Source organism: Qipengyuania sp., from assembly GCF_043423005.1.
Lineage (GTDB): Bacteria > Pseudomonadota > Alphaproteobacteria > Sphingomonadales > Sphingomonadaceae > Qipengyuania.
Window position 1 is genome coordinate 15781 of the sequence record NZ_JBHWMI010000004.1, and the last position, 24610, is coordinate 40390.

Genomic DNA, 24610 nt, shown 5'->3' on the forward strand with positions numbered 1-24610 from the left:
CTCCGCAATGGCTTCGCCCGCATCGAATCGACTGATCCCACGGAGTATGTTCGCATGAGCCTCGATACCGCCCGCCTCGTGCAGATGGCGAACGCGATCCGGGCGCTCAGCATGGATGCGGTTCAGGCGGCGAACTCGGGTCACCCGGGAATGCCGATGGGCATGGCCGATGTGGCAACCGTGCTGTGGGGGGAATATCTCAAGCACGATCCCGCCGCGCCGGACTGGGCGGACCGCGATCGGTTCGTGCTCAGCGCCGGGCATGGCTCGATGCTGATCTATGCGCTGCTGCATCTGACTGGCTACGCCCACCCGACGATTGAGGATCTGCGCAAGTTCCGCAAGCTGGGCAGCCCGTGTGCCGGCCATCCGGAGAACTTCCTGCTCGACGGGGTGGAATGCACCACCGGGCCGCTGGGCCAGGGATTGGCGATGGCCGTCGGCATGGCGATTGCAGAGCGTCACCTGAACGCCTGTTTCGGCGACGAGCTGGTCGATCACCGCACCTGGGTCATCGCCGGCGACGGCTGCCTCATGGAAGGCATCAATCACGAGGCGATCGGCCTTGCCGGCCATCTCGGTCTTGGCCGGTTGACGGTCTTGTGGGACGACAACCGCATCACCATCGACGGATCGACCGACCTTTCCACCAGCGAGGATATCAAGGCCCGCTATGCGGCGACCGGATGGCACGTGACCGCGTGCGACGGGCATGATTTCGCCGACATCCGCCGCGCGCTGGACGAGGCCGCCGCCGATCCGCGGCCCACGCTGGTCGCCTGCCGCACGATCATCGGCAAGGGCGCGCCCAATCTTCAGGGCACGCACGCAACCCATGGCGCCCCGCTCGGAGACGAGGAAATCGCCGCCTCGCGCGAGACGCTTGCCTGGACCTCGCACCCGTTCGAGCTGCCCGCCGAGATCGTCGACGACTGGCGCGAGGCCGGGCGCCGCGGCGCGGACGTGCGCGCGCAATGGTCGCGCCGCGCCGCCGAACACCCGCGCAAGGCCGAGTTCGAGCGGCGCATGGCCGGCAATCTTCCCGCTGAATTCAGCCTGGATGACCATATCTCCGGGCTATTGGCCGATCCGGTCAAAGTCGCCACCCGCAAGGCGAGCGAGATGGCGCTGGACGTCATCAATCGCCAGCTTCCCGATACCATCGGCGGCAGCGCCGACCTTACCGGCTCGAACAACACCAAGGCCGGCGGCATCGCACCGCTGACGGCGCAGGATTATTCCGGCCGGTACATCTATTACGGCATCCGCGAATTCGGCATGGCGGCGGCGATGAACGGGATGGCGCTACATGGCGGCATCATCCCCTATGGCGGCACCTTCCTGGTCTTTACCGACTATTGCCGCGGCGCGATCCGCCTTTCGGCCCTGCAGCAGACCCGCGTCGTCTATGTGATGACGCACGACAGCATCGGCCTCGGCGAGGACGGACCGACCCACCAGCCGATCGAACACCTCCAATCGCTGCGGATGATCCCGAACCTTCTCGTCATGCGGCCCGCCGATGCGATCGAAACCGCGGAATGCTGGGACATCGCCCTGCGGCAGCACGACCGCCCGACGGTGCTTGCGCTTACCCGGCAGAACCTGCCGCAGGTCCGCAGCAGCACGCATGACAAGGGGCTGTCCGCACGCGGAGCCTACCGCCTCAAGGCGGCCGATGCGGCGCGCAAGGTCATCCTGATCGCGACGGGCTCGGAAGTGCATCTGGCGCTCGAATGTGCAGCGCAGCTCGAAGGGCAGGGGATCGGCGCCGATGTCGTCTCGATGGTCTGTACCCAGCTGTTCGACGAGCAGGATCGGTCCTATCGTGACGACCTGCTGCCCAATGTCGATCCCTCTCAGATCCTGCGGGTCAGCATCGAGGCGGGGACGACGTTCGGCTGGGAACGCTACACGATGACCAACGGGCTTGCGATCGGCATCGACAGCTTCGGCGCTTCGGCCCCGGCGGAAGATCTGTTCCGCAAATTCGGCTTCACGGCGGACGCGATCGTTCCGCAAATCATCAACAAATTGAACGGCTAATCAGGAGCTTCTGGCATGGCGACGAAGGTTGCAATCAACGGTTTCGGGCGCATCGGCCGCCTTGTCGCGCGCGCGCTTCTCGAACGGGACGATCACGATCTTGAACTGGTCGCAATCAACGATCTGGCAAAGACCGACGCCAACGCTTTGCTTTTCCAGTACGACAGCACCCACGGCCGCTATCCCGGCAAGGTCGAGGTTGACGGCAACAGCATCGTCGTCGGCGGCAGGACCATCCGCGTGACCTCGGAACGCGAGCCGGGCAGTCTTCCCCATGGTGACATGGGCATCGATCTCGTTCTCGAATGCACCGGTTTCTTCCAGTCGGACGAGGGCGCGCGGCCGCACATCACGGCAGGCGCGAAGAAGGTTCTCATTTCCGCCCCGGCAACCGGCGTGTCCAAGACCATCGTCTACGGCGTCAACCACGATACCCTGACCGCCGAAGACGATGTCGTCTCCAACGCCAGCTGCACCACCAACTGCCTCGCTCCGGTGGCGAAGGTGATGCACGAGACGGTCGGGGTGGAGCGCGGCTTCATGACCACGATCCATTCCTACACCAACGATCAGCGCATGCTCGACCAGATGCACAGCGACATGCGCCGGGCGCGGGGCGGGGCGCAGAACATGATCCCCACCACCACCGGTGCGGCGCGCGCGGTCGGCCTGGTGTTGCCCGAACTCAAGGGCAAGCTCGATGGCTCTTCGGTCCGTGTGCCGACGCCCAATGTCAGCCTCATCGACCTGACCTTCGTCCCCGGCCGCGACACCACGGCAGAGGAACTGAACGCCGCGCTGAAGGCCGCCGCCGAGGGGGCGATGAAGGGCGTGCTCGACTATACCGACCAGCCGCTCGTCTCGAGCGATTTCAACCACCATCCGGCAAGTTCGACGGTCGACAGCCTCGAGACCGCCGTGCTCGAGGGCAAGCTTGCCCGGGTGGTCAGCTGGTACGACAACGAATGGGGCTTCTCCAACCGCATGATCGACACCGCGGGCGTCATGGCGAAGTACCTGTAACATCGCCTGCCTGCGCCGCGGCGCGCTCAATCAAGACGAGGCCCACGACTGGTTCGGGGCGAAGGGAGGCCGCTGTGCCGGATTTCAGAACGCTCGACGATCTTCCGGCCGATCTCTCCGGCCAGGTCGCGCTGGTGCGGGTCGATCTCAACCTGCCCATGAAGGATGGGTCGGCAACCGACGTCACCCGGGTGGAAGCGGTGCGACCGACCATCCTCGAACTGGCCGATCGCGGCGCAAAAGTGCTGCTGCTGGCGCATTTCGGACGGCCTGAGGGCAGGCGGTACTCGACCATGAGCACGAGCCTCGTCCAGGGCGACGTCACCCGCGTGCTCGGGCGCGAGATCATGTTCATCCCGGAGGTTATGGGCCCGGTGGTGGAGCAATCGATCGGCATCCTGCGCAACGGCGATATCGGCCTCCTAGACAATGTCCGCTTCTGGCCGGGCGAAGAGGCCAACGATCCCGACTTCGCCCGCGGCATGGCGGCGCATGGCGATTTCTATGTCAACGACGCCTTTTCGGCCGCGCATCGTGCCCATGCCTCGACCGAGGGGCTGGCACGCTGCCTGCCCGCATACGCCGGGCGCGCAATGGAGACCGAGCTGCGCGCGCTCGACGCAGCGCTGGGCAACCCGCAGCCGCCCGTCGCCGCGGTGGTGGGCGGGGCCAAGATCTCGACCAAGCTCGACGTTCTCGAAAACCTCGTCGGCCGGGTGCAGCACCTGATCATCGGCGGGGGGATGGCCAATACGTTCCTGGCTGCGCGCGGGGTCGATGTGGGCAAGTCGCTGTGCGAACACGATCTGCTCGCAACCGCCAACCGCATCATGGATACCGCGGATCATGCGGGGTGCACGGTGCATCTGCCCTACGATGTCGTCGTGGCCCGGGAGTTCGCCGCAAATCCGCCCAGCTGGCGCACCTGCAACGTCCACGAGGTCGCCGCGGACGAGATGATCCTCGACGTCGGCCCGCAGGCGGTTGAATCGCTGGGCGACGTGCTCAAGACCTGCCGTACGCTGGTGTGGAACGGCCCGCTGGGCGCGTTCGAGATCGAGCCGTTCGACGCAGCCACGGTGGCGCTGGCACGAACCGCTGCCGCGCTCACGCAGGACGGATCGCTGACCAGCGTGGCCGGCGGCGGCGATACGGTTGCCGCGCTGGCCCATGCCGGGGTGAAGGACGAGTTCAGCTTCGTTTCGACGGCGGGCGGCGCCTTTCTCGAATGGCTCGAGGGGCGCGATCTTCCGGGCGTCGCCGCGCTCAAGGGATGAGCGAGGCGCAGGGCCGGCTGGAGCGGCTTCAACCGCGCCTTCAAACCGAGGGCGAGTTTGCTGGCTGGCACCTGTGGGACATCGACCCGTTCGAACACAACGCCGGGCCCTATTACGAATACCGCGGCGTGGATGGTGCCGGCCGCCTCGCATTCCGGGCCGAGGCGCGGCACATGAACAACGGCGGCTTCATGCATGGCGGCTGCCTGATGAGCTTTGCCGACGCGGCCTTGTTCTTCGTGGCGCGCGAGGCGCTGGGGGAGGCTCGCGGGGTCACGATGCATCTGGCAGGGGACTTTCTCGAACCCGTCCCGCCGGGTGCACTGATGGAGGCGACCGGCGAGGTCGTGCGCGCCGGCGGCAAGACGATCTATGCGCGCGGCACGCTGCTGGCCAACGGCCGAGCCGCGCTCGCCTTCACCGGAATCATCCGCAAGATTACCGAGCGCGACCACGCTTTGTCCCGCACGGAGATATAAAACCTCGCCGTTGCGGGCCTTGGGCGACCTCGCTATGCGCCGTCCGCATACGAATGCACCTTCTGGCAAGCGAGGACACATGAATTTCGAGCAGATGACAGCGCGGACGCGTGACGGGCAGGGCTTTATCGCGGCGCTGGACCAGTCGGGCGGCTCCACACCCAAGGCGCTCAAGGGCTACGGGATCGAAGACGGCAGCTGGGCTGACGAGGACGAGATGTTCGGCCTCATCCACCAGATGCGCGAACGGATCATCGAAAGCCCGTGCTTCGGCAATGGCAAGGTCATCGGCGCGATCCTGTTCGAAAAGACGATGGACGGAACCAGCGGCGGCGTGCCGGTGCCGCAGCGTCTGGCAGAGCGCGGCGTGGTGCCGTTCCTCAAGGTCGACAAGGGGCTCGAGGACGAGGCCGACGGGGTCCAGCTGATGAAGCCGATGCCCGATCTCGAGGCGCTATGTGCCCGGGCAAAGGCCAAGGGCGTATTCGGCACCAAGATGCGCAGCGTCATCAAGCGCTCCAGCCCTGGCGGAATCGAGGCTGTCGTGGCGCAGCAATTCGAGGAAGGGCGCCGCATCCTCGGCGCCGGTCTCATGCCGATTCTCGAACCCGAATACGACATCACCGCCGACGACCGGGCGGAGGGAGAGACCCTGCTGCGCGACGCGATCCTGCGGCATCTCGATACGCTGGCCGATGACCAGCAGGTGATGCTCAAGCTGTCGATCCCGAGCGAGGCGGGGCTCTATGCGCCGCTCATCAGCCACCCCAGGGTGCTGCGCGTGGTCGCGCTGTCGGGCGGCTTCTCGACCGATGAAGCCTGCGAGAAGCTGGCGCAGAACCCCGGCATGATCGCCAGCTTCAGCCGCGGGTTGCTCCAGGAACTGCGCCATCAGCAAAGCGATAGCGATTTCGACGGCACCTTGAGCAAGGCGATCGACCAGATCCACGCCGCCAGCGTGGCCTAAGGGTCAGCCCGCAGTATCGGGCGTATAACTGTAGCCGAGGCGAAGCGGCGGTGTCTCATCGCCGCTTCCGCCCCGCGCCGGCGCAGGAGGCGTCGCATAGGTGAAGGTCAGCATCCCGCCCTTCACGCGCATCTGTTCGCCCAGCGCCAGGATCGGGCGGCTTGTGTCGGCACCGTGCCGCAGTTCCGCCTCGACCACCAGCCTGCCCGCCTGGATGCACCTTACATCGGGCGGGCAGCGGCTGTCCTCGACCACCGCGAGCGGGGTGATCGCGATGTCGGGAGCCAACTGCTGCGTTTCGCCGAGCGCGACTGCCGAAACCGTGGCGGCGGCCATCGTGAAAGTGGCGGCAAGACCTGCGGCGAGCGTGGAGAAGATACCGGACATGGCGAATTGGTGTGCTGCCGCCCATGAACGCCACCCGAACGCTTGGCGGGCATCGGCAGGACGCCTAAGGCGCTTCGCCATGACCGAAACGCCATGCCAGCTCTATCTCATATCCCCCCTCGACGTAGGCGGCACCTTTCCGGACCGGCTCGCCCGTGCGCTTGATGCGGGGGCAGGGATCGTCACCGCGTTCCAGTTCCGGGTGAAGGGCGTCGACCAGCACGAGGCGGCCGCGCTAGCCGCCCCGCTGCAGGAGATGTGCGCCGCCCGCGACGTTGCCTTTATCGTCAACGACAGCATCGCGCTGGCCAGGCGGCTCGGCGCGGATGGCGTCCATCTCGGGCAAAGCGACGGCACGGTTGCGGAAGCCCGCGATGCGCTGGGGCGCGAGGCGCAGATCGGCGTCACCTGCCACGCCTCGCGCCATCTGGCGCTCGAGGCAGGCGAGGCGGGGGCGGATTATGTCGCCTTCGGAGCCTTCTTTCCCAGCACCACCAAGGATAGCGAGCACCGGGCCGAGCTCGAACTGCTCGAATGGTGGCACGAGATGGTCGAGATCCCGTCGGTCGCGATTGGCGGCATCACCCCGGCCAATTGCCGTCCGCTGATCGAGGCCGGGGCCGATTTCCTCGCAGTCTCGGGAGCGGTCTGGAACGGTGACGAAGCCGCCGCGGTGCGTGCCTTCGCGGAGCAAATCGCCGCCTCGTAAGTTATTCTGCGCAACAGGAAGGCGCCCGCCGGTGGGCGTCCGAGGAGATGTTCATGCGTAGAATTCCGTTCCGCCGACTGTCGCTGCTTGCCGTATCGTCGCTCGCTCTCGCTGCATGCGGAATGCACGGGCAGGACAATGCCGAAGGCGAGGACGCGCAGACCACCGCCAGCGCAGGCACGGATTACGGTTACGACACCTTCAGCGACGACAACCTTGCCGACAGCATGGCGTCGAGCGACGGCGCCACCAGCCCCGATGCCATCCCCGATTCGCAAGAACGTCCGATCATGCAGGCGCAGGTCGTGCTCGACCGCATCGGTTTCGGCCCCGGCGTGATCGACGGCAGGATGGGCATGAGCACCACCAACGCGCTGACCGGGTTCCAGATCGCCAACAATCTTGCCGAAACGGGCGAACTGGACGAAGCGACCAAGGCGGCGCTGGCCAAATGGGACCGCATTCCGGCGACCCGAGTGGTGACGATCCCGGCGAACTGGGCCGAACTCGATTATTTCGCCATGCCCGACGAACCGGAAGATCAGGCGAAGATGAAGCAGCTCGGCTATGTCTCGCTCGACGAGAAGCTGGCCGAACGGTTTCACACCACCGTCGACGTGCTGAAAGAACTGAACCCCGGTGGCCGCCCTGCAGGGGCACCAGCACCCGCGGCAGGCGCCACGGGCTCGGCGAGCCCGACGCCGGCCCCCACCGCCAGTGCGACCGCCTCGCCCAGGCCGAGCGCGTCGGCCAGCGGCGAGGGCTTCGCCCCGCAGCCCGGGCCGCAATCCTTCTTCAAGCCGGGCCAGCGAATTCGTGTGCCCAACATCGGCGGGGACCGCATCGAACCGGGCGCGATCGGCGAGCGCGGCTGGCAACAGACGCTTGCGGCACTGGGCGTCGGCTCCAAGCAGCCCGAGGTCGACCGCATCGTCGTCAGCAAGGCGGGTAAGACGCTGAAGGCGTATCAGGGCAACAAGCTGGTCGCCTTGTTCACCGTCAGCTCGGGTTCGAGCGAGTTTCCCTTGCCGCTGGGCGAATGGAAGATCCTGGGCGAGGCGTACAATCCGCCCTACAGCTACGATCCCGAGGTGCTCGGCAAGGATGGCGGCGACAGCGAGACCTACAAGCTGCCGCCGGGGCCGAACAGCCCGGTCGGCGTCGTCTGGATCGACCTCAGCAAGGAGCATTACGGCATCCACGGCACCCCCGAGCCCGATACCATCGGCCGCGCCCAGAGCAGCGGGTGCGTCCGGCTGACGAACTGGGACGCCGCCCGACTGGCGCAGATGGTGTCCCAGGATACGCAGGTCATCTTCGAGGCGTAGGATGCGGGGCAGGCAGCGTCTGATGTCGGGGCTCGATCGCCTTCTCACCATCGTCGTCACCGCCACGATAACCAGCCTCGTCTGGATCGTGGCGGGGCCGGCGCTGCTGGAGCGCGCTGATAGTGCGGATTCGGCGGTGTCAGGGGCGGTGTCGTCTGGCGGGGCGGGTCCGGTGCCGGCCGGCTTGCCGCAACAGCGGCAGGTCACAGCGCCGGGCATGCCTCAAGCCCGCGGCACCATTGCGCCGGGCGCGGCCTTGGCGATCCCGGTCGCCGGGGTGGCGGCGAATGCGCTTACCGATACCTGGAACGCCGAACGGGGCGGGGGCACGCGCGCCCACGAAGCGATCGACATCATGGCTCCTGTCGGCACCCCGGTGCTCGCGGCGGCACCGGGCACGGTGGAAAAACTGTTCCTGTCGGACGACGGAGGCAAGACGATCTATGTCCGCTCCCAGGACCGGCGCATGATCCATTACTACGCCCATCTCGATGCCTATGCCCAGGGGCTGGGCGAAGGGCAGCGCATCGGACAGGGGCAGGTGCTGGGCACCGTGGGGTCGAGCGGGAATGCCGATCCTGCCGCCCCTCATCTCCACTTCGCCTTGTTCGCCACCACTCCGCAGGCCGGTTGGTCCGAGACGACGAACCCGATCAATCCCTATCCGCTGCTTACCGGCGGGGGCTAGCGGCGATCGGGGATGGGGCCGGTCCTGAGGCAGCGGAGCCGCCCCGGCACCCCCTCGGCATCGATCTCGCGCAGCATCCTGCCCGACACCCGAAGCAGGCGCGTGCCCTTCATCGGGCCGCCGGTGAAGCGCACTTCGCGCCCCGTCATCAGGTAGGTGCCCGCGCCGTCCGCGCTGCGATAGCGCGAGGCGCGCACGATGGTGAACCCGCGCTCCGGCTGATCGATCCAGGCCCGCCCCGCGGCGCTGCCCGGCAGGGCGCAGCGGTATTCGCCCGTGGGCAGCAGGTTCAGGCGGCCCTGCGCCCCGGCGGGGGCGGGCAATGCCGCTGCGGCAAGCAGGGCCGAAAGGAGGGCGAGCGACCGGGCCATCGTCAATCCTGGCCCCACCATAGGCACTGCTCCTGCCAAAAGCCAGTCGCTTGCCCCGGCGGGCATGGTCCTGTAAGGCGCGCAGCCGATAGCCCGGCGCCCCTGTGCGGCGGGCGCTCTTTCCAATCGAAGGTATCCCCATGAAGATCAGCGGCGTGGACATTCGTCCGGGCAATATTCTCGAGTATGAAGGCGGCATCTGGAAGGTCGCCAAGATCCAGCATACCCAGCCCGGCAAGGGGGGTGCCTACATGCAGGTCGAGATGAAGAACCTGCAGGACGGCCGCAAGACCAATGTCCGCTTCCGCAGCGCCGATACCATCGAACGCGTCCGGCTGGACCAGAAGGAGTTTCAGTACCTCTACAACGATGGCGACAGCCTCGTCTTCATGGACAAGGACAGCTACGAGCAGATCAACCTGCCGGCCGACCTCCTCGGCGATGCCTCGGCTTTCCTGACCGACGGCATGGACGTGACGCTGGAGCTGTGGGACGAAAAGCCGATCTCGGTCGCGCTGCCCGAACAGGTCGAGGCGACGATTGTCGAGGCCGATGCGGTGGTCAAGGGGCAGACTGCCTCGTCCAGCTACAAGCCCGCCGTGCTCGACAACGGGGTGCGGGTGATGGTCCCGCCGCATATCGAAAGCGGAACGCGCATCGTGGTCGACGTGTACGAGCGCACCTATGTCAGCAAGGCCGGCTGAGACGCCGCATGGGCAAATCCATCGCCAGCCGGTTCGATCACATCGCCATCGAGGACAGCTGCCTTCGCGCGGTCATCATCAATGACGACGAGCTGACGCTGGAAATGGATTTCTGCCTGCTGCCGCAGCACCCCGATTACGAAGCGCCGGGGGCGGGGGAGGAGCATTGCTTCCACCCCGGCATGCTGCGCTTTGCCGGCATCTCGCGGCTCGCCATCGAGCGGCGCGAGGCCAACCCGGGCGAGGGCCGGCAACGGCGCTTTGCAATCGATACCTTCAACATCGAAGGAACGAAGTTCGACATGGCCTGCGAGTGGGGAGACATCCACCTGCAGGCCCGATCGATCCGCGTCCTGACCGAATAAGAGAGTTCCATGGCCGCAATTTCCGGTTTGATCCGCGTGATGGAAAAGGCCGCCCGCAAGGCAGGCGGGCGGTTGCGCCGCGATTTCGGCGAGGTCGCGCATCTGCAGGTCAGCCGCAAGGGACCGGCCGATTTCGTGTCCAAGGCCGATCAGGTGTCCGAACGCACGATCTACGACGAGCTGCTCCACGCCCGCCCGGATTGGGGCTTCGTGCTGGAAGAGGCGGGCATCATCGAAGGCGACGAAACCAAGCCGCGCTGGATCATCGATCCGCTCGACGGGACGAGCAACTTCCTGCACGGCATCCCGCATTTCGCGATCAGCATCGCGGTGCAGGAACCGAAGCCGGGCGGTGGGGGCTGGGGCGAGGTGACGGCGGGCCTCGTCTACAACCCGATCACCGATGAAAGCTTCTGGGCCGAAAAGAGCCGCGGCGCGTGGCTTCACGACGGGCGCCTGCGGGTTTCGGCCCGGCGCAATCCGTCCGAGGCGCTGATTGCCACCGGCATTCCGTTCCAGGGTCACGGCGATTTTGGCGAATGGTCGCGCATTTTCGCTGCGATCGGGCCCAATGTCGCCGGGATCCGCCGTTATGGTGCCGCCTCGCTCGACCTCGCCTGGCTCGCCGCCGGACGCTTCGATGGCTTCTGGGAAAGCGGATTGAGCGACTGGGACACCGCGGCCGGCTGCCTGATCGTGCGCGAGGCGGGCGGCTTCGTCTCCGACTATCGCGGCCGTTCGCTGCCGATCCATTCGGAGCAGGTGCTGGCGGCCAACGATGCGCTGCATTCGCGCCTCCACAAGATGGTGGCCGGCGCGATCAAGGCGCCGGGTCAAAACGCTTGATGCGCAAGGGGCGGACGGCTAACCCCGCCACGCCCTGAGCCCAGCGCCCAGTGCCCACAGTCCAGTGCCCCTGTGGCGGAATTGGTAGACGCGCTCGACTCAAAATCGAGTTTCTTTGAAGTGCCGGTTCGAGTCCGGCCAGGGGTACCACGCCGCAGCCGGCGCTTCCGCGACATTTCGACTTAACCTGCATCAAGCCTCTGTCGCTTGCCGGTTTTTCGCGGCACGAAAGCGCCCGGACCGCGTTCGGAATGCATTAACCATTCCAGCGGGAGAGCCTCATGGCCATAGAATTCGATCTCGATAAGAGCGGGGTCAACCACCAGAAACCCCTTGGCGACGACGACGTGATGACGACCGCGCAGGGTTCGCCCATCGCCGACGATCAGAACTGGCTCAAGGCCGGGGCGCGCGGGCCGATGCTGCTCGAGGATCATATCGCGCGCGAGAAGATTTTCCATTTCGATCACGAACGCATCCCCGAACGCGTCGTCCATGCCCGCGGCTATGGCGTTCACGGCCATTTCGAGCTGACCAAGGCGATCCCGCAGTATTCCCACGCGCGGGTGCTCAACGAGACCGGCGTCAAGACGCCGACCTTCACTCGCTTCTCCACCGTCGCAGGCAGCAAGGGCTCATTTGACCTGGCCCGCGACGTGCGCGGATTTGCCACCAAGTTCTACACCCCGGAAGGCAACTGGGACATCGTCGGCAACAACATCCCGGTGTTCTTCATCCAGGACGCGATCAAGTTTCCCGACCTTGTCCATTCGGTGAAGCCCGCACCCGATCGCGCCTTCCCGCAGGCGCAGAGCGCGCATGACAACTTTTGGGATTTCGTCTCGCTGACCCCGGAATCGATGCACATGATCATGTGGCAGATGTCCGACCGGACGATCCCGCGCTCGTTCCGGTTCATGGAAGGGTTCGGGGTCCACACCTTCCGCCTGATCAACGAGCAGGGCGACGCCCATTTCGTCAAGTTTCACTGGAAGCCGCGGCTCGGGCTGCAATCGGTCGTGTGGAACGAGGCAGTCAAGATCAACGGGGCCGATCCCGATTTCCATCGCCGCGACATGTGGGATGCGATCGAAGCCGGCGACTTCCCGCAATGGGATCTCGGCATTCAGGTCTTCGATGACGAGTTTGCCGAAAACTTCGAGTTCGACGTGCTCGATGCCACCAAAATCATTCCCGAAGAGCAGGTGCCGGTGGAGATCATCGGTACGCTCACTCTCGACGGGAATGTCGACAATTTCTTCGCCGAAACCGAACAGGTTGCCTTCTGCACGCAGAACATCGTGCCGGGGATCGATTTTTCGGACGATCCGCTGCTGCAAGGGCGCAATTTCAGCTATCTCGACACCCAGTTGAAGCGGCTTGGTGGCCCGAACTTTACCCACATACCGATCAACGCACCCCGCTGCCCGGTACGGCATTTCCAGCAGGACGGGCACATGGCGATGACCAACCCCAAGGGGCGGGTGAACTACGAGCCCAACAGCTGGGGTTCGGGCGATGGCGAGGACGAGGATCGCGGGCCCCGTGCCTGCCCGATGCGCGGCTTCAAGTCCTACGAGGCGCCGGTGCCGAGCCCCAAGGTTCGCCATCGCAGCGAGACATTTGCCGATCACTACAGCCAGGCGCGGCAGTTCTATGTCTCGCAGACTCCGGTCGAACAGACCCACCTCGCCAACGCGCTGGTGTTCGAGCTGTCGAAATGCGAACGCGCCGATATCCGCAAGCGGGTGGTCGGCCACCTGCTGCACATCGACGGGACGCTGGCCAAGGACGTGGCCGACGGGCTGGGCCTCACCGAGATGCCACCCAAGGTTCCGCTGGCACTGGAGCCGCGCACCGATCTTGCGCCCAGCGACGCCCTCTCGATCATCAAGAACGGGCCGCAGAGCTTCAAGGGCCGCAAGCTCGGCATCTATGTCGCCGAAGGCGGCGATGCCGGGGTGGTGAATGCCTTGAAGGAGGCGGCCAAGGCTGCCGGCGCGATGGCCGAGATCGTCGCCCCGCATATCACCGGGGCCAAGCTTTCGGACGGCAGCATGGCGAAGGCGGACCAGAAGATCGATGGCGGCCCCTCGGTTGTCTACGATGCGGTCGCGGTGGTGATGAGCGAAGCTTCGGCAAAGCGGTTCGCCAATGACAAGCCCAGCCTCGATTTCGTCAGCGATGCCTTCGCCCATGCAAAGTTCATCGCCTATGTCCCCGAGACGCAGCCCCTGTTCGAGGCGGCCTGGGTCTGGGCGAAGAAGGACGAAGGCTTTTTCGATGTGTCGGGCGGAGGCAATGCCAAGTCCTTCATCGATGCCTGCGGCAAGCTGCGGCTGTGGGACCGCGAGAGCAAGACCAAGCAGGATTGATCCTGAATCGGGTGGATTGACCGCCGACCGGGGCGGGGGCGTTTTGATGACGCTCCCGCCCTTGTCATGTGCGGCGCGGCTGTCTTCCCCCTGTGGAGGCGCGGCGGCAGGCCGCCAGTTTGCGGCTTTCCTAAGCCCCCCGACGAGTTCATTGTGCCATCAGATTCAGGGGCCGGCCGGGCAGCCCGGTTTTCGCGCCAGGACTATGTGCCACGTGTGACAGCCAAGGGGAAACCGCGCATGACTTCCAACACCCTTCCGACGCTCGCCGCCGTTCTGACTCTCGCCCTTGCGCCACCGGCGCAGGCGAAGGATCTGTCCGCTGCCGTGGCCGAGGACCTGCCCGATCTGATGGCACTCTACCGCGATCTTCATGCCAACCCCGAATTGAGCTTCGAAGAGGTCAAGACGGCGGCCAAGCTCGCCAAGCGGATGCGCGCGCTCGGATTCGAGGTGACCGAGAAGGTCGGCAAGACCGGGGTCGTCTCGGTGATGAAGAATGGCGACGGGCCAGTGATCCTGCTGCGCGCCGACATGGACGGGCTGCCGGTGATCGAGCAGACCGGCTTGCCCTATGCCTCCAAGGTCATGGCGACGCCGGCATCGGGAGTAACCACGGGCGTCATGCATGCCTGCGGGCACGATACCCACATGGCCGCGTTCATCGGGGCGGCGCAGCTTCTCGCGGAACGCAAGGATCAGTGGCAGGGCACCCTCGTGATGGTGCTGCAACCGGCCGAGGAAATCGGCCTCGGCGCGCTCGCCATGCTGGAGGACGGGCTTTACACCCGTTTCCCCAAACCCGATTACGCCATCGCCTTTCACGATGCCGCCGCCCCTGTTCCGGCGGGGACCATCGGGGTCACGCCGGGCTATGCGCTCGCCAATGTCGACAGTGTCGATATCACGGTGAAGGGCGTGGGCGGGCATGGCGCCTATCCCCATACGACCAAGGATCCGATCGTGCTGGCGAGCGCGATCGTGATGAAGTTGCAGACCGTGATCAGCCGCGAATCGAGCCCGCTCGACCCGGCCGTGATCACCGTCGGCAGCTTCCATGCCGGCGCCAAGCACAACATCATCTCTGACGAGGCGAAGCTGCAACTGACCGTGCGCAGCTATTCCGACGAAAGCCGCAACCAGCTGCTCGAAGGGATCAAGCGTGTGGCCCGGGGCGAGGCGATCGCGGCGGGGCTGCCGGACAATCTCATGCCGGTGTTGACGGTCGAAGACCCCTATACCCCTTCGACCTACAACGATCCCGATTTCAGCAAGGAGGTGATGGGCCGGTTCGCGCAGCGTTTCGGGGCGGAGCGGGTGCAGGAATGGCCGGCGGTGATGGGGGGCGAGGATTTCAGCCAGTTCCGCCGCGCCGCACCCGAGGACGTGAAGTCGGTGATTTTCTGGATCAGCGGCACACCCGCACCCATGCTGACCGCGCTGAAGGAGAAGGGCACGCCGCTGCCTTCGCTCCATTCGCCGTTCTGGGCACCCGACGCGGAGAAGGTGGTGGCCACCGGGGCAGAGGCGATGGCGGCGGCCGCGCTCGACCTGATGCCGCGTTCGGGCGGATGAGCGTTTGACGATGACGGCCGCCGCAGCCCCAAAGGCCGCGGCGGCCGCTTCTCCTCCCCAGGAGAACCGGTCGGGCGCTAGTCCCCGGTCGGCACGTAGGTGCCGAGGCGGTGATGCAGCGCATTGATCCTGGCTAGCTCGTCACGGTCGTCGGTCTGGCGCGCATAGTGCATCAGCGCGGTGCGCAGCAGGCGAAAGTCCGCGGTGGAGAACAGGGCGCGGGCGCGGCCCGGCTCGCTGGGCGTAGTGGTGGTCTCGTCGGTCATCGTGGTCATCCTCTCTCTCCTTACGCCGCGGCGAACTGGTTCATCGTATTGTCCTTGCCGCCCGCCTTGAGGGCCGCTTCGCCGGCGAAATAGTCCTTGTGGTCATCGCCGATGTCGCTGCCGGCCATGTTCTGGTGCTTAACGCAGGCGATGCCCTGGCGGATCTCCTCGCGCTGCACGTTCTTGACGTAGCCGAGCATCCCCGCCTCGCCGAAATACTCGCGGGCGAGATTGTCGGTGCTGAGGGCGGCGGTGTGATAGGTCGGCAGGGTGATGAGGTGGTGGAAGATGCCCGCCCGCTTCGCCGCATCCGCCTGGAAGGTGCGGATCCGCTCGTCCGCCTCGATGGCCAGGTCGGTGCCGTCGTAGTCGATGCTCATCAGCCGGTCGCGAACATAAGCCGAGACATCCTTGCCCGCCGCGGTCCAGGCATCGAACACCTGCTGACGGAAATTAAGCGTCCAGTTGAAGCTGGGCGAGTTGTTGTAAACGAGCTTGGCATTGGGGATCACCTCGCGAATGCGATCCACCATGCCGGCGATCTGCTCGATATGCGGCTTCTCGGTCTCGATCCACAGGAGGTCGGCGCCATGCTGCAACGCGGTGATGCAATCAAGCACGCAGCGATCCTCGCCGGTGCCGGCACGAAACTGGTAGAGGTTGCTCGGCAGACGCCTGGGCGCCAGCAGCTTGCCCTCGCGGCTGATGAACACCTGCCCGTTGGTGACGTTCGCGGGATCGACCTCCTCGCAATCAAGGAAGCCGTTGTACTGATCGCCAAGGTCGCCAGGAGCGGTCGAATAGGCGATCTGCTTGGTCAGACCCGCGCCGAGGCTGTCGGTGCGCGCGACGATGATGCCCTCGGGCACGCCGAGTTCGAGGAAGGCATAGCGGATCGCGCGGATCTTCTGGAGGAAGTCCTCGTGGGGCACCGTGACCTTGCCGTCCTGGTGGCCGCACTGCTTCTCGTCCGACACCTGGTTCTCGATCTGGAGCGCGCAGGCGCCCGCCTCGATCATCTTCTTCGCCAGCAGATAGGTCGCCTCGGCATTGCCGAAGCCCGCGTCGATATCGGCGATGATCGGGACGACATGAGTCTCGTGATTGTCGATCCGGTTCTGGACCTCGCGCGCCTTCACCTCGTCACCTGCCTCACGCGCGGCGTCGAGTTCGCGGAACAGCCCGCCCAGTTCGCGCGCATCGGCCTGTTTGAGGAAGGTGTAGAGCTCCTCGATCAGCGCGGGCACGCTGGTCTTTTCATGCATCGACTGGTCTGGCAGCGGGCCGAACTCGCTGCGCAGCGCGGCGACCATCCAGCCGGAAAGATAGAGGTAGCGGCGCTTGGTGGTGCCGAAATGCTTCTTGATCGCGATCATCTTCTGCTGCGCGATGAAGCCGTGCCAGCAGCCAAGCGACTGGGTGTAGGCGGCAGGGTCCGCGTCGTAGGCAGCCATGTCCTCGCGCATGACGCGGGCGGTATGGCGCGCGATGTCGAGACCCGTCTGGAACGGGTTCTGTGCCGCCATCCTCGCTGCGTTGACGCCGTCGATCCCGGCGACGGAAAAGCCCGCCCGGTCCAGGTGCTGCTGCATGTCTTCGATGCGGGCCTGATAGGTCATGTTCGCTCCATAAGATTCGGCAGATGCCTTGCCCGCAACTTTGACCAGGACATCACCGCGCGATACGAAATTTTACAATTCGCGCTGTAAGCAAGCGGTTAAATCTTGGTCAGCAGCAAGTAATTATGTAAGGAACGTTACATGGCACAGCGCGCGATCTTTGCCGGGCCGCAAGTCCGCCGCTTGCGGCGCAAGGCCGAGCTGACCCAGTCCGCGATGGCCGCGCGTCTCGGTATTTCGCCGACCTATCTCACCTTGATCGAGCGTAACCAGAGACCGCTGACCGCCCGGGTCGTGATGGGTCTGGTCGAGGAGTTCGGCATCGATCCGGCCGCCCTCAAGGAGGACGAGGCGATCGGCGGGGTGGGCGGCCTGGCCCGGCGTCTTGCGGACGATCGCTTCCGGGACCTTGGCGTCGATCGCGAGGAGGTATCCGAATTCCTCGCCACGGCCCCGAATGCTGCCGCCGCCTTCGCCCGCCTCTATGATGGCGGCGAACGGGGAGTTCTGCCCGAAGACGATCCGCTATCGGCATCGCGCCGCGAGATCGAGCGGTGGCGCAACCACTTCGCCGATCTTGACCATGCGGCAGAGGCCCTCGCCGACCAGATGCGCCTCTCGCGCGGCGACATCGGCTCGGCCCTCGCCGAACGCCTGCGCGAACACCACCAGCTTTCGGTGCGCATCCTGCCGCAGGAAGTGCTGCCCGACGCACTGTCCCGGTTGGACCTTCATGCCCGGCAAATCCAGCTGTCGGAACTGCTGCCGCCCGCTTCGCGCAATTTCCACCTGGCAGTGCAACTCGGTCAGCTCGAACAGCGCGAGATGATTGCGACGCTGGCGCAGGGCGCCCGGTTGCCGGACGAAGCTGCGCGGGCGCTTTTCCGGCGCCATCTCGAAGGCTATTTCGCCGCCGCGCTGCTGATGCCCTATGGCCGCTTCCTGCGCGCGTGCGAGGCGACCGGCTATGACCTCGTCATCCTCGAGCGGCGCTTCGCTGTGAGTTTCGAGCAACTGGCCCACCGCCTTACCACGCTGCAGCGGGTGGGGCGGCGGGGCTTGCCTTTCTTCATGATCCGGATCGATCGGGCGGGCCAGTTTTCCAAACGCTTCGTCGGCGCGAGCTCCGCCCGGTTCGTTGCACAGGACGTGACCTGCCCCCTGTGGGACGTGCACCGCGCCTTCGAGCGAGCGGGCGAAACGCTTGTCCAACTGGTGGCGCTGGAAGGCGAAGACGAAACCGGAGCGTGGCTGACCCTTGCCCGCAGCGTCGAAGGGTCAGGGGCGCCCGGCTCGTCACGGTTCGTCGTTGCGCTCGGGATCGAGGCAGTCCTCGCCAATGAGCTGGCCCATTCACGCGGACTGTCGCTGCGCCCGCAGGACGCCCAGCCGATCGGCCCGGGTTGTGCCCGGTGCCTGAGAGAGGGTTGCGCCCAACGGTCGCTGCCGCCGGGCGGGCGGCGGCTGGCGTTCCCGCCAATGCAGCGCGGACGCACTCCCTTCGACTTTGCCGATCGTTAACCATCCCTCGCGGAACCGCGGCCGAATACCGGACGTTTCGGCGGCGATAACAGGGAAGGACATGCACTCATGACCGAAGAACGCATAACTGAAACCCGTACGCCCTCCGGCGATACGCATACCACCCACACCGTCGTCACCGACGATCGCGGACGTTCCGGCGGCGGGGCGAAATGGGGTCTGCTCCTGCTCGTCGCACTGGCTGCTGTCGCGGCGTTCCTGATCTTCTCGCAAATGAGCGGGGCGGAAGTGGCGAAGGACAACGCCGTCGCGGACGCCGCAAATTCAGTGGGTGCCGCTGCCGAGAACGTGAGCGACGCGGTTACCGAGTAGGGGTTAATCGAAGCATGGGCGGCGTTCCCGATCATGGGCGCCGCCTTTGCGCATCAGAGGCCCGATTTTACCCGGTGTTTACCATCGGCTGCTAGCCCCGACGTTCGAAGAATGACGGTAAAGCGGGTCGGGTCTTGGCGGGTAGCGCAAACAGGTTGAACCTTCGCGAGGCGCCGCCAACGGGACGGCGAGGGCCTGGATGAACGATCAGGTCTTCTCCGCCTTCAATCTTGCCGCATATCTGGTGGCCTCCGCATCGTGCATCGCTGCCGCGGTTTGGATCGCCCGCGCGGGCAAGGGCGTGCGGCGTGACCGGCGCGCCGCGGTGCTGGCAATGCTCGCCACCTCTGCGTGGTGCATCTGCGTTGCCGGCACCGGTTTTGCATCGTCTTTTGCCCAGACGATGGAGATCGTCCGCAATCTTGCATGGTTGTTCGCGCTCTACCGGTTGTTTGCCAACGATGGCCGGCACGAAACCTTGCGTCCGGTCCGCCCGGCGATCGCCGCGCTGGTGCTGCTCGAACTGATGCAGGCCGGCTTGCTTGCGGCAAGGCTGGCAAGCCGCGATCCGGCTTTCGCGACCCTGGCCTTCGATACCTCGGCGATCCTTCGTGTGCTCCTGGCAACGGGCGCGCTCGTCATCGTGCACAACGCCTATCGCGGCGCGGCGATGACATCGCGCATTCTCTTGCGCTGGAACATCGCGGCGATGCTGGCGCTGTGGGCGTTCGCGCTCAATTTCTCGATGCTGGCATGGCTGACGAGCGAGGTTCCGGCAGCGCTGGTGCCGGTCCACGCCATGGTCGTCATGCTATGCGCGCTGGCGTTCGCCTGCGGGTTCAGCCGCTCGGTCAGCGGCCTGCAATTCCGCCCTTCGCGCACCGCGACATTCCATGTCCTGTCGTTGATCATAACGAGCGGATACCTCGTGGTGCTGGTGTTCGTTGCGCGCTGGCTGGCGGTGCTTTCGGCCGATGTGTCGATGCTCCTGCAACTGGGCACGCTGGCGGCGGCGGGGGCGCTGGCGCTGGTGTGGTTGCCGGCAAAGTCGGCCCGCCAGTATCTGCGGATCACGGTCCTCAAGCATTTTTTCCGTCACCGTTACGATTACCGTGCCGAGTGGATGCGGTTCACCCAGACCATCGCGCAAGGTGGCAACGCCAGCGATGCGGATCTGCCCGAACGGGCGATCAAGGCGCTGGCCGATCTGACCGACAGCCCCGGCGGGTTACTCTTCGCGCCCGATGAAGGCCGCGACTTCACCCGGGCAGCGCACTGGAACTGGCCCGACGATGCGCTGGAAGGGCGCAGCTTTCCCGCCGCCCATGCGCGATTGATGGAGGTCAAGGCCGCGGTGGTCGACATCGCCGTGCAGCGGATCTCGCCCGATCCCGAGATCGAGCGGGTCATCACCCCGCCGTGGCTGCTCGATTGCCCCCATGCCTGGGCGGCGGTTCCGCTGATGCATTTCGATCGCCTGGTCGGCATCGTCGTGCTCGCCCGTCCGGATTACGAGCGCAAGCTCGACTGGGAAGACTTCGACATGCTGGAGATCGTCGGGCGCCAACTGGCCAGCTACCTCGCCGAGCGGGCGGGCCAGGCCGCCCTGATGGAAGCGGCGCGGTTCGACGAGTTCAATCGCCGGATGGCCTTCGTCATGCACGACATCAAGAATCTTGCGAGCCAGTTGTCGCTGCTGACCCGCAATGCCGAACGCCATGCCGACAAGCCCGAATTCCAGCGCGACATGATCCTCACCGTGCGCAACAGCGCGGGCAAGCTCGAAGCACTGCTGAGCCGCCTGGGGCGCTATGTCAGCGGGCCTGCGCAACCCGGTACCGCTTTCGAACTGAGGGACATCGCCGCCGCGGTCGCCAAGCGGTTCGCCGCGCTGCATGCCGTCCGCATCGTTCGCGCCGAACCTGCCGGCGTCATCGGGGGGAGCGAAGCGCTGGAGCAGGCGCTCGCCCATCTCGTCCAGAACGCGATCGACGCGAGCAGCGATGACGCGCCGATCCTGATCGAAGCCTATAGCGACGGGCTGCGCGGCATGATCAGCGTCATCGACAGCGGGACCGGCATGACCCCGGCCTTCCTGCGCGACGGACTGTTCAAACCCTTCGTTTCATCGAAGGCCGGCGGGTTCGGGATCGGCGCCTACGAAGCGCGCGAAACCATCCGCGCGATGGGGGGAACGCTGGATGTCGAATCCCGGATCGGCCTTGGAACGCGTTTTACCGTCAGCCTCCCCCTCAGCGCCGCGCGCAAGGTGCTGGCGGCGGCCGAAACCCGCGCGGCGGAAGCTGCCTGATGAAGAGCTGTGAACCGCGCAAGCCCCGGCTCTTGGTGGTCGAGGACGACGAGGGGCTGCAGGCGCAATTGCGCTGGGCCTACGAGGATTACGAGGTGCTGAGCGCACACAATCGCGAGCAGGCACTGGCCCTGTTGCGAGCGGAGGAGCCGGCCGTCGTCACGCTGGACCTGGGCCTGCCGCCCGACCCCGACGGAACCAGCGAGGGCTTCGCCGTCCTCGACGCGATCATGGACCTCAAGCCTGATACCAAGGTGGTCGTCGCGTCGGGCCACGAGGCACGCGAGAGTGCCCTCGATGCGATTGGCCGGGGGGCATACGACTTCTACAAGAAACCGGTCGACATCGACGAACTGGGCCTGATCGTCAGGCGGGCCTTCGCGCTGCACCGGATCGAGGCAGAGAACCGCCGGCTCGCAGGGCGGGTGGGCGATGATCGCCGCATCCTCGGCCAGATGATTACCGCCGCGCCCGAAATGGCGAAGGTCGCCCGCACGATCGAGCGGGTTGCCCCCACCAACGTTTCGGTGATGCTGCTGGGAGCCAGCGGAACCGGCAAGGAACTGCTCGCCCGCGGATTGCATGATCATGGCGATCGGCAGGCCGGCCCGTTCGTCGCCATCAACTGCGCGGCGATCCCCGAAACCCTGCTGGAAAGCGAGCTGTTCGGCCACGAAAAGGGCGCCTTCACGGGCGCGGTGCGAACCAGCGAGGGCAAGGTCGAACTGGCTGATGGCGGCACGCTGTTCCTTGACGAGGTGGGCGACATCCCGCTGCCGCTGCAGGTCAAGCTGCTGCGCTTCCTGCAGGAACGGGTGATCGAACGGGTCGGCGGTCGCAAGGCGATCCCGGTCGACGTGCGGATCGTCAGCGCGACCCATCAGGATCTCGAGGCGATGATCGCGCAAGGGCGCTTTCGCGAAGATCTGTTCTACCGGCTGGCCGAAGTGGTGGTCCGCATCCCCACACTGGCCCAGCGGGCGGGCGATGCCGTGCTGCTGGCCAAGCATTTCCTTCAGCGCTTTGCCAGGGAGATGAACCCCCGGGTCGGCGGCTTCACCCCCGATGCCCTTGCCGCGATCGACGGCTGGCCATGGCCCGGCAATGTCCGCGAGCTGGAAAACCGGGTCAAGCGAGCGGTGATCATGGCCGATGGCCGGCTCGTGACGGCCGAGGATCTCGACCTTGCCGAGCACGACGACGAAGGCGAAGGGGTACTGAACCTAAAGCATGCGCGCGAGCAGGCCGACCGGCGGATGATCCGTCACGCGCTGGCGCGCAGCGAAGGCAACATCTCCGGTACTGCGCGGCTGCTGGGCATCAGCCGCCCGACACTCTACGACCTGATGAAGCAGTACGACCTGCAGGCCTGACAAAAGCCCGCGCTGGACAGGGTGGCGGGCCAGGGGCAGGGGCGCCGACATGATCCTGAGCACTCTCGCTGGCGACCCGATGCTGCGCATCCTTGTCGGGGCGATCCTGCTGGCCATCGTCCTGCCGGTCGAAGGCGAGGCCCGCACCGCGGCGGCGGCGATCGCCGACGGCGCGATCTTCGTGCTGTTCCTCCTGAACGGCATGCGCGTCGCGCGGAGCGACATGATCGCCGGCTTTCGCCACTGGCGCTTTTTCGGGCCGCTCGTCCTCTGGGTGTTCGGCGCGATGGCCATTCTCGGCGCGGGGGCGGCAGGTGTGGCCGAAGGCATGGTCCCGCCGCTGCTGGCGACAGGCTTCCTCTATCTCGGTGTTCTCCCGTCGACCGTGCAGTCGGCCACGTCCTACAGCACGCTGGCCGGCGGCAATGTCGCGCTGTCGGTCATTGCTGCGGCGATGCTCAATATCCTCGGCGTGATCGTATCGGTTCCGTTATTCGTCGCGCTGGGCGGGAGCGGAGAGGGAGCGGTGAGCGGGGCAACTGCGCTCAAGATCTTCCTCGTGCTGATCCTGCCCTTTGCCATCGGGCAGCTTGTCCAGACCCGTACCCGCACGTTCGTGGCGGCGCAGCGGGACAGGATCGTCTGGATGGACCGCTTGATCATCGGGCTTGCGGTCTATGTCGCGGTATCAGGCGCGGTGGTGCAGGGCATCGGATCGCGGGTCGGCGCCGCGGATTGGGCGGCGATCGGCGTCCTCGTGCTGGCGATGCTGACCATCGCCCATGCCGGAGCGTGGGGGACGGGCAGAATGCTCCGCCTCGATCGGGCGGAGCGTATATCGTTCATGTTTGCCGGCGCGCAGAAATCGGCGGCGGTCGGCGTTCCCCTCGCCGCTGTGCTGTTTTCGTCCGACGCGGCGGGCTTCGTGGTCGTGCCGCTGCTTCTATATCACCTGTTGCAGCTGGTGCTTGCCGCGCCGCTTTCTAGCCGGCTGGCACGACCTCGGGATGACGCCGGTTCCAGCGCACCGACCACCACAGCGAAAGAGCGATAAGGATCGCGCCGATCAGTCCGGTGATGGTTTCGGGAATGTGGAACCGCGCCGACAGCAGCATGATCGCCCCCAGCACGATGATCGCCCAGAACGCGCCATGCTCGAGAAAGCGATAGGCCGACAGCGTGCCCTGCTTGACCAGATGGATGGTCATCGAACGCACGAACATCGCCCCGATCGACAGGCCCAGCGCGATGACGATCATGTTGTTGGACAGCGCGAACGCGCCGATCACGCCGTCGAAGCTGAAGCTTGCGTCGAGCACGTTGAGGTAGAGAAAGCCGCCCAGCCCGCTGCGGACCATGGCCCCCGCCAGGCGGGCCTTTTCCTCGCGCAGTTCGAGATAGGCGTTGATCCCCTCAACCGCGATGAACGCGACCAGCCCGAGGATCCCGGCGACGACGAAGGTCAGCGCTTCCTCTTCGGGCAGCATGGTCGAAATCCCCCACAGCGCCAGCAGCAACAGCGCAATTTCGATCGCCGGAAGGGCGGCCACCGCCGACAGCCGCCGCTCGATCACGTCGATCCAGTGCACATCCTTGTCGAGATCGAAGAAGAATTTCAGCCCCACCATGGCCAGGAACGCCCCGCCGAAGCCGGCAATGCCGACATGCGCGCTCGATACGATGCGTTCGTATTCGGTCGGATTGTTGAGCGACAGGTCGAGCGTCTCGAGCGGTCCCAAACCCGCTGCGATCGCCACGATGGCAAGCGGGAAGACGACCCGCATGCCGAACACGGCAAAGGCGATGCCCCAGGTGAGGAAGCGCTTTTGCCACACCTCGTCCATCTCCTTCAGGACCGAGGCATTGATCACCGCGTTGTCGAAGCTGAGCGAGATCTCGAGGACCGAAAGGACGACGATGATCCACAGCATCGCTGCCGTGCCGCCAAGGGTGCCGGTGCTTTCCCACCCGTACCATGCCCCCAGTCCGAGGCAGGCGAGCGTGAAGATGACGGAAAAACCGTAGAAACGGGTAAAGGTCTGCATGG

The 24610-nt window shown here is 65.7% G+C and carries 23 protein-coding genes and 1 tRNA gene; 19 read left to right on the plus strand and 5 right to left on the minus strand.

Features of this window, described 5'->3' with window-relative positions; translation table 11 throughout:
• The first annotated feature begins 54 nt into the window (after positions 1-54).
• The 5 genes from tkt (at position 55) to ACHFFA_RS00405 (ending at position 5792) form a co-directional block, all read left to right on the plus strand.
• Positions 55-2046, plus strand: a complete 1992-nt coding sequence (tkt, locus tag ACHFFA_RS00385) for a transketolase (RefSeq protein ID WP_394268855.1) — start codon at positions 55-57, stop codon at positions 2044-2046.
• Positions 2047-2061: 15 nt separating this feature from the next.
• Positions 2062-3069 carry a type I glyceraldehyde-3-phosphate dehydrogenase gene (gene gap / locus ACHFFA_RS00390; RefSeq protein ID WP_394268856.1) on the plus strand — a complete coding sequence of 336 codons (1008 nt, stop codon included), beginning with the start codon at positions 2062-2064 and terminating at the stop codon, positions 3067-3069.
• A gap of 74 nt (positions 3070-3143) precedes the next feature.
• Positions 3144-4346: a phosphoglycerate kinase gene (locus tag ACHFFA_RS00395; RefSeq protein WP_394268857.1), complete on the plus strand. Its 1203-nt coding sequence runs from the start codon at positions 3144-3146 to the stop codon at positions 4344-4346.
• A complete protein-coding gene (locus ACHFFA_RS00400) occupies positions 4343-4825 on the plus strand; it encodes a PaaI family thioesterase (protein ID WP_394268858.1) in 483 nt (160 codons plus the stop codon). Before ACHFFA_RS00395 ends, ACHFFA_RS00400 begins: the two co-directional genes overlap by 4 nt.
• Positions 4826-4904: 79 nt before the next feature.
• Complete coding sequence (locus tag ACHFFA_RS00405) at positions 4905-5792, plus strand: fructose bisphosphate aldolase (protein WP_394268859.1); 888 nt, start codon at positions 4905-4907, stop codon at positions 5790-5792.
• Positions 5793-5795: 3 nt separating this feature from the next.
• Here the strand turns inward: ACHFFA_RS00405 and ACHFFA_RS00410 are convergent, their stop codons facing one another.
• Positions 5796-6260, minus strand: a complete 465-nt coding sequence (locus tag ACHFFA_RS00410) for a hypothetical protein (protein WP_394268860.1) — start codon at positions 6258-6260, stop codon at positions 5796-5798.
• Between ACHFFA_RS00410 and thiE the strand changes: the two genes are divergently transcribed.
• The 3 genes from thiE to ACHFFA_RS00425 are packed head-to-tail and all read left to right on the plus strand — an operon-like array spanning position 6259 to position 8904.
• Entirely contained in the window at positions 6259-6888 is a 630-nt protein-coding gene (gene thiE, locus ACHFFA_RS00415) for a thiamine phosphate synthase (protein WP_394268861.1), read from the plus strand. The two genes, ACHFFA_RS00410 and thiE, sit on opposite strands and share 2 nt — an antisense overlap.
• Positions 6889-6941: 53 nt before the next feature.
• Positions 6942-8216: a L,D-transpeptidase gene (locus ACHFFA_RS00420; RefSeq protein WP_394268862.1), complete on the plus strand. Its 1275-nt coding sequence runs from the start codon at positions 6942-6944 to the stop codon at positions 8214-8216.
• Between the two features lie 22 nt (positions 8217-8238).
• A complete protein-coding gene (locus ACHFFA_RS00425) occupies positions 8239-8904 on the plus strand; it encodes a M23 family metallopeptidase (RefSeq protein ID WP_394268863.1) in 666 nt (221 codons plus the stop codon).
• On the opposite strand, the gene ACHFFA_RS00430 is transcribed toward ACHFFA_RS00425, so the two are convergent.
• Positions 8901-9275, minus strand: a complete 375-nt coding sequence (locus ACHFFA_RS00430) for a hypothetical protein (RefSeq protein WP_394268864.1) — start codon at positions 9273-9275, stop codon at positions 8901-8903. The genes ACHFFA_RS00425 and ACHFFA_RS00430 overlap by 4 nt on opposite strands.
• A 140-nt stretch (positions 9276-9415) precedes the next feature.
• Here ACHFFA_RS00430 and efp point away from each other — a divergent pair, with 140 nt between their 5' ends.
• From efp to ACHFFA_RS00460, 6 genes are all read left to right on the plus strand, one after another.
• Positions 9416-9979 (plus strand): elongation factor P, encoded by a 564-nt coding sequence (efp, locus tag ACHFFA_RS00435; RefSeq protein ID WP_394268865.1) that lies wholly within the window; start codon positions 9416-9418, stop codon positions 9977-9979.
• A gap of 8 nt (positions 9980-9987) precedes the next feature.
• On the plus strand, positions 9988-10344 hold the full coding sequence (locus tag ACHFFA_RS00440; protein ID WP_394268866.1) for a hypothetical protein: 357 nt from the start codon (positions 9988-9990) through the stop codon (positions 10342-10344).
• A 9-nt stretch (positions 10345-10353) separates the two neighbouring features.
• A complete protein-coding gene (locus ACHFFA_RS00445; RefSeq protein WP_394268867.1) occupies positions 10354-11190 on the plus strand; it encodes an inositol monophosphatase family protein in 837 nt (278 codons plus the stop codon).
• A gap of 66 nt (positions 11191-11256) precedes the next feature.
• Positions 11257-11340 (plus strand) — tRNA-Leu (locus tag ACHFFA_RS00450).
• Positions 11341-11471: 131 nt separating this feature from the next.
• A complete protein-coding gene (locus ACHFFA_RS00455; RefSeq protein ID WP_394268868.1) occupies positions 11472-13565 on the plus strand; it encodes a catalase in 2094 nt (697 codons plus the stop codon).
• Between the two features lie 240 nt (positions 13566-13805).
• Positions 13806-15140, plus strand: a complete 1335-nt coding sequence (locus tag ACHFFA_RS00460) for an amidohydrolase (protein ID WP_394268869.1) — start codon at positions 13806-13808, stop codon at positions 15138-15140.
• A 77-nt stretch (positions 15141-15217) separates the two neighbouring features.
• Here ACHFFA_RS00460 and ACHFFA_RS00465 read toward each other — a convergent pair whose 3' ends face one another.
• Both ACHFFA_RS00465 and ACHFFA_RS00470 read right to left on the minus strand, forming a co-directional pair.
• Positions 15218-15415: a hypothetical protein gene (locus tag ACHFFA_RS00465; RefSeq protein WP_394268870.1), complete on the minus strand. Its 198-nt coding sequence runs from the start codon at positions 15413-15415 to the stop codon at positions 15218-15220.
• A gap of 11 nt (positions 15416-15426) precedes the next feature.
• On the minus strand, positions 15427-17025 hold the full coding sequence (locus ACHFFA_RS00470) for an isocitrate lyase (RefSeq protein WP_394268871.1): 1599 nt from the start codon (positions 17023-17025) through the stop codon (positions 15427-15429).
• 141 nt (positions 17026-17166) lie between these two features.
• Between ACHFFA_RS00470 and ACHFFA_RS00475 the strand changes: the two genes are divergently transcribed.
• From ACHFFA_RS00475 to ACHFFA_RS00495, 5 genes are all read left to right on the plus strand, one after another.
• Positions 17167-18546 (plus strand): short-chain fatty acyl-CoA regulator family protein, encoded by a 1380-nt coding sequence (locus ACHFFA_RS00475; RefSeq protein ID WP_394268872.1) that lies wholly within the window; start codon positions 17167-17169, stop codon positions 18544-18546.
• Positions 18547-18615: 69 nt separating this feature from the next.
• Positions 18616-18879, plus strand: coding sequence for a hypothetical protein (locus ACHFFA_RS00480; RefSeq protein ID WP_394268873.1), 264 nt, complete (start codon positions 18616-18618; stop codon positions 18877-18879).
• Positions 18880-19078: 199 nt separating this feature from the next.
• Positions 19079-21190 carry an XrtA/PEP-CTERM system histidine kinase PrsK gene (gene prsK, locus ACHFFA_RS00485; protein ID WP_394268874.1) on the plus strand — a complete coding sequence of 704 codons (2112 nt, stop codon included), beginning with the start codon at positions 19079-19081 and terminating at the stop codon, positions 21188-21190.
• A complete protein-coding gene (gene prsR, locus ACHFFA_RS00490) occupies positions 21190-22563 on the plus strand; it encodes a PEP-CTERM-box response regulator transcription factor (protein ID WP_394268875.1) in 1374 nt (457 codons plus the stop codon). Before prsK ends, prsR begins: the two co-directional genes overlap by 1 nt.
• 49 nt (positions 22564-22612) lie before the next feature.
• On the plus strand, positions 22613-23617 hold the full coding sequence (locus tag ACHFFA_RS00495; RefSeq protein ID WP_394268876.1) for a bile acid:sodium symporter: 1005 nt from the start codon (positions 22613-22615) through the stop codon (positions 23615-23617).
• Here the strand turns inward: ACHFFA_RS00495 and ACHFFA_RS00500 are convergent.
• The gene (locus ACHFFA_RS00500; protein WP_394268877.1) at positions 23547-24608 is read right to left on the minus strand and encodes a DUF475 domain-containing protein; all 1062 of its coding nucleotides are present in this window, start codon (positions 24606-24608) and stop codon (positions 23547-23549) included. The two genes, ACHFFA_RS00495 and ACHFFA_RS00500, sit on opposite strands and share 71 nt — an antisense overlap.
• Between the last annotated feature and the right edge of the window lie 2 nt (positions 24609-24610).

Excerpts from the sequence above, each read along its gene's own strand:
- ACHFFA_RS00425 (WP_394268863.1), top strand. The coding sequence starts at position 8,239 with ATGTCGGGGCTCGATCGCCTTCTCACCATCGTCGTCACCGCCACGATA.
- ACHFFA_RS00410 (WP_394268860.1), bottom strand. The coding sequence starts at position 6,260 with ATGGCGAAGCGCCTTAGGCGTCCTGCCGATGCCCGCCAAGCGTTCGGG.
- ACHFFA_RS00405 (WP_394268859.1), top strand. The coding sequence starts at position 4,905 with ATGAATTTCGAGCAGATGACAGCGCGGACGCGTGACGGGCAGGGCTTT.
- ACHFFA_RS00500 (WP_394268877.1), bottom strand. The coding sequence starts at position 24,608 with ATGCAGACCTTTACCCGTTTCTACGGTTTTTCCGTCATCTTCACGCTC.
- ACHFFA_RS00445 (WP_394268867.1), top strand. The coding sequence starts at position 10,354 with ATGGCCGCAATTTCCGGTTTGATCCGCGTGATGGAAAAGGCCGCCCGC.
- ACHFFA_RS00475 (WP_394268872.1), top strand. The coding sequence starts at position 17,167 with ATGGCACAGCGCGCGATCTTTGCCGGGCCGCAAGTCCGCCGCTTGCGG.
- efp (WP_394268865.1), top strand. The coding sequence starts at position 9,416 with ATGAAGATCAGCGGCGTGGACATTCGTCCGGGCAATATTCTCGAGTAT.
- ACHFFA_RS00440 (WP_394268866.1), top strand. The coding sequence starts at position 9,988 with ATGGGCAAATCCATCGCCAGCCGGTTCGATCACATCGCCATCGAGGAC.
- ACHFFA_RS00470 (WP_394268871.1), bottom strand. The coding sequence starts at position 17,025 with ATGACCTATCAGGCCCGCATCGAAGACATGCAGCAGCACCTGGACCGG.
- ACHFFA_RS00455 (WP_394268868.1), top strand. The coding sequence starts at position 11,472 with ATGGCCATAGAATTCGATCTCGATAAGAGCGGGGTCAACCACCAGAAA.
- ACHFFA_RS00420 (WP_394268862.1), top strand. The coding sequence starts at position 6,942 with ATGCGTAGAATTCCGTTCCGCCGACTGTCGCTGCTTGCCGTATCGTCG.
- ACHFFA_RS00480 (WP_394268873.1), top strand. The coding sequence starts at position 18,616 with ATGACCGAAGAACGCATAACTGAAACCCGTACGCCCTCCGGCGATACG.
- prsK (WP_394268874.1), top strand. The coding sequence starts at position 19,079 with ATGAACGATCAGGTCTTCTCCGCCTTCAATCTTGCCGCATATCTGGTG.
- gap (WP_394268856.1), top strand. The coding sequence starts at position 2,062 with ATGGCGACGAAGGTTGCAATCAACGGTTTCGGGCGCATCGGCCGCCTT.
- ACHFFA_RS00460 (WP_394268869.1), top strand. The coding sequence starts at position 13,806 with ATGACTTCCAACACCCTTCCGACGCTCGCCGCCGTTCTGACTCTCGCC.
- thiE (WP_394268861.1), top strand. The coding sequence starts at position 6,259 with ATGACCGAAACGCCATGCCAGCTCTATCTCATATCCCCCCTCGACGTA.
- ACHFFA_RS00465 (WP_394268870.1), bottom strand. The coding sequence starts at position 15,415 with ATGACCACGATGACCGACGAGACCACCACTACGCCCAGCGAGCCGGGC.
- tkt (WP_394268855.1), top strand. The coding sequence starts at position 55 with ATGAGCCTCGATACCGCCCGCCTCGTGCAGATGGCGAACGCGATCCGG.
- ACHFFA_RS00430 (WP_394268864.1), bottom strand. The coding sequence starts at position 9,275 with ATGGCCCGGTCGCTCGCCCTCCTTTCGGCCCTGCTTGCCGCAGCGGCA.
- ACHFFA_RS00495 (WP_394268876.1), top strand. The coding sequence starts at position 22,613 with ATGATCCTGAGCACTCTCGCTGGCGACCCGATGCTGCGCATCCTTGTC.
- ACHFFA_RS00400 (WP_394268858.1), top strand. The coding sequence starts at position 4,343 with ATGAGCGAGGCGCAGGGCCGGCTGGAGCGGCTTCAACCGCGCCTTCAA.
- prsR (WP_394268875.1), top strand. The coding sequence starts at position 21,190 with ATGAAGAGCTGTGAACCGCGCAAGCCCCGGCTCTTGGTGGTCGAGGAC.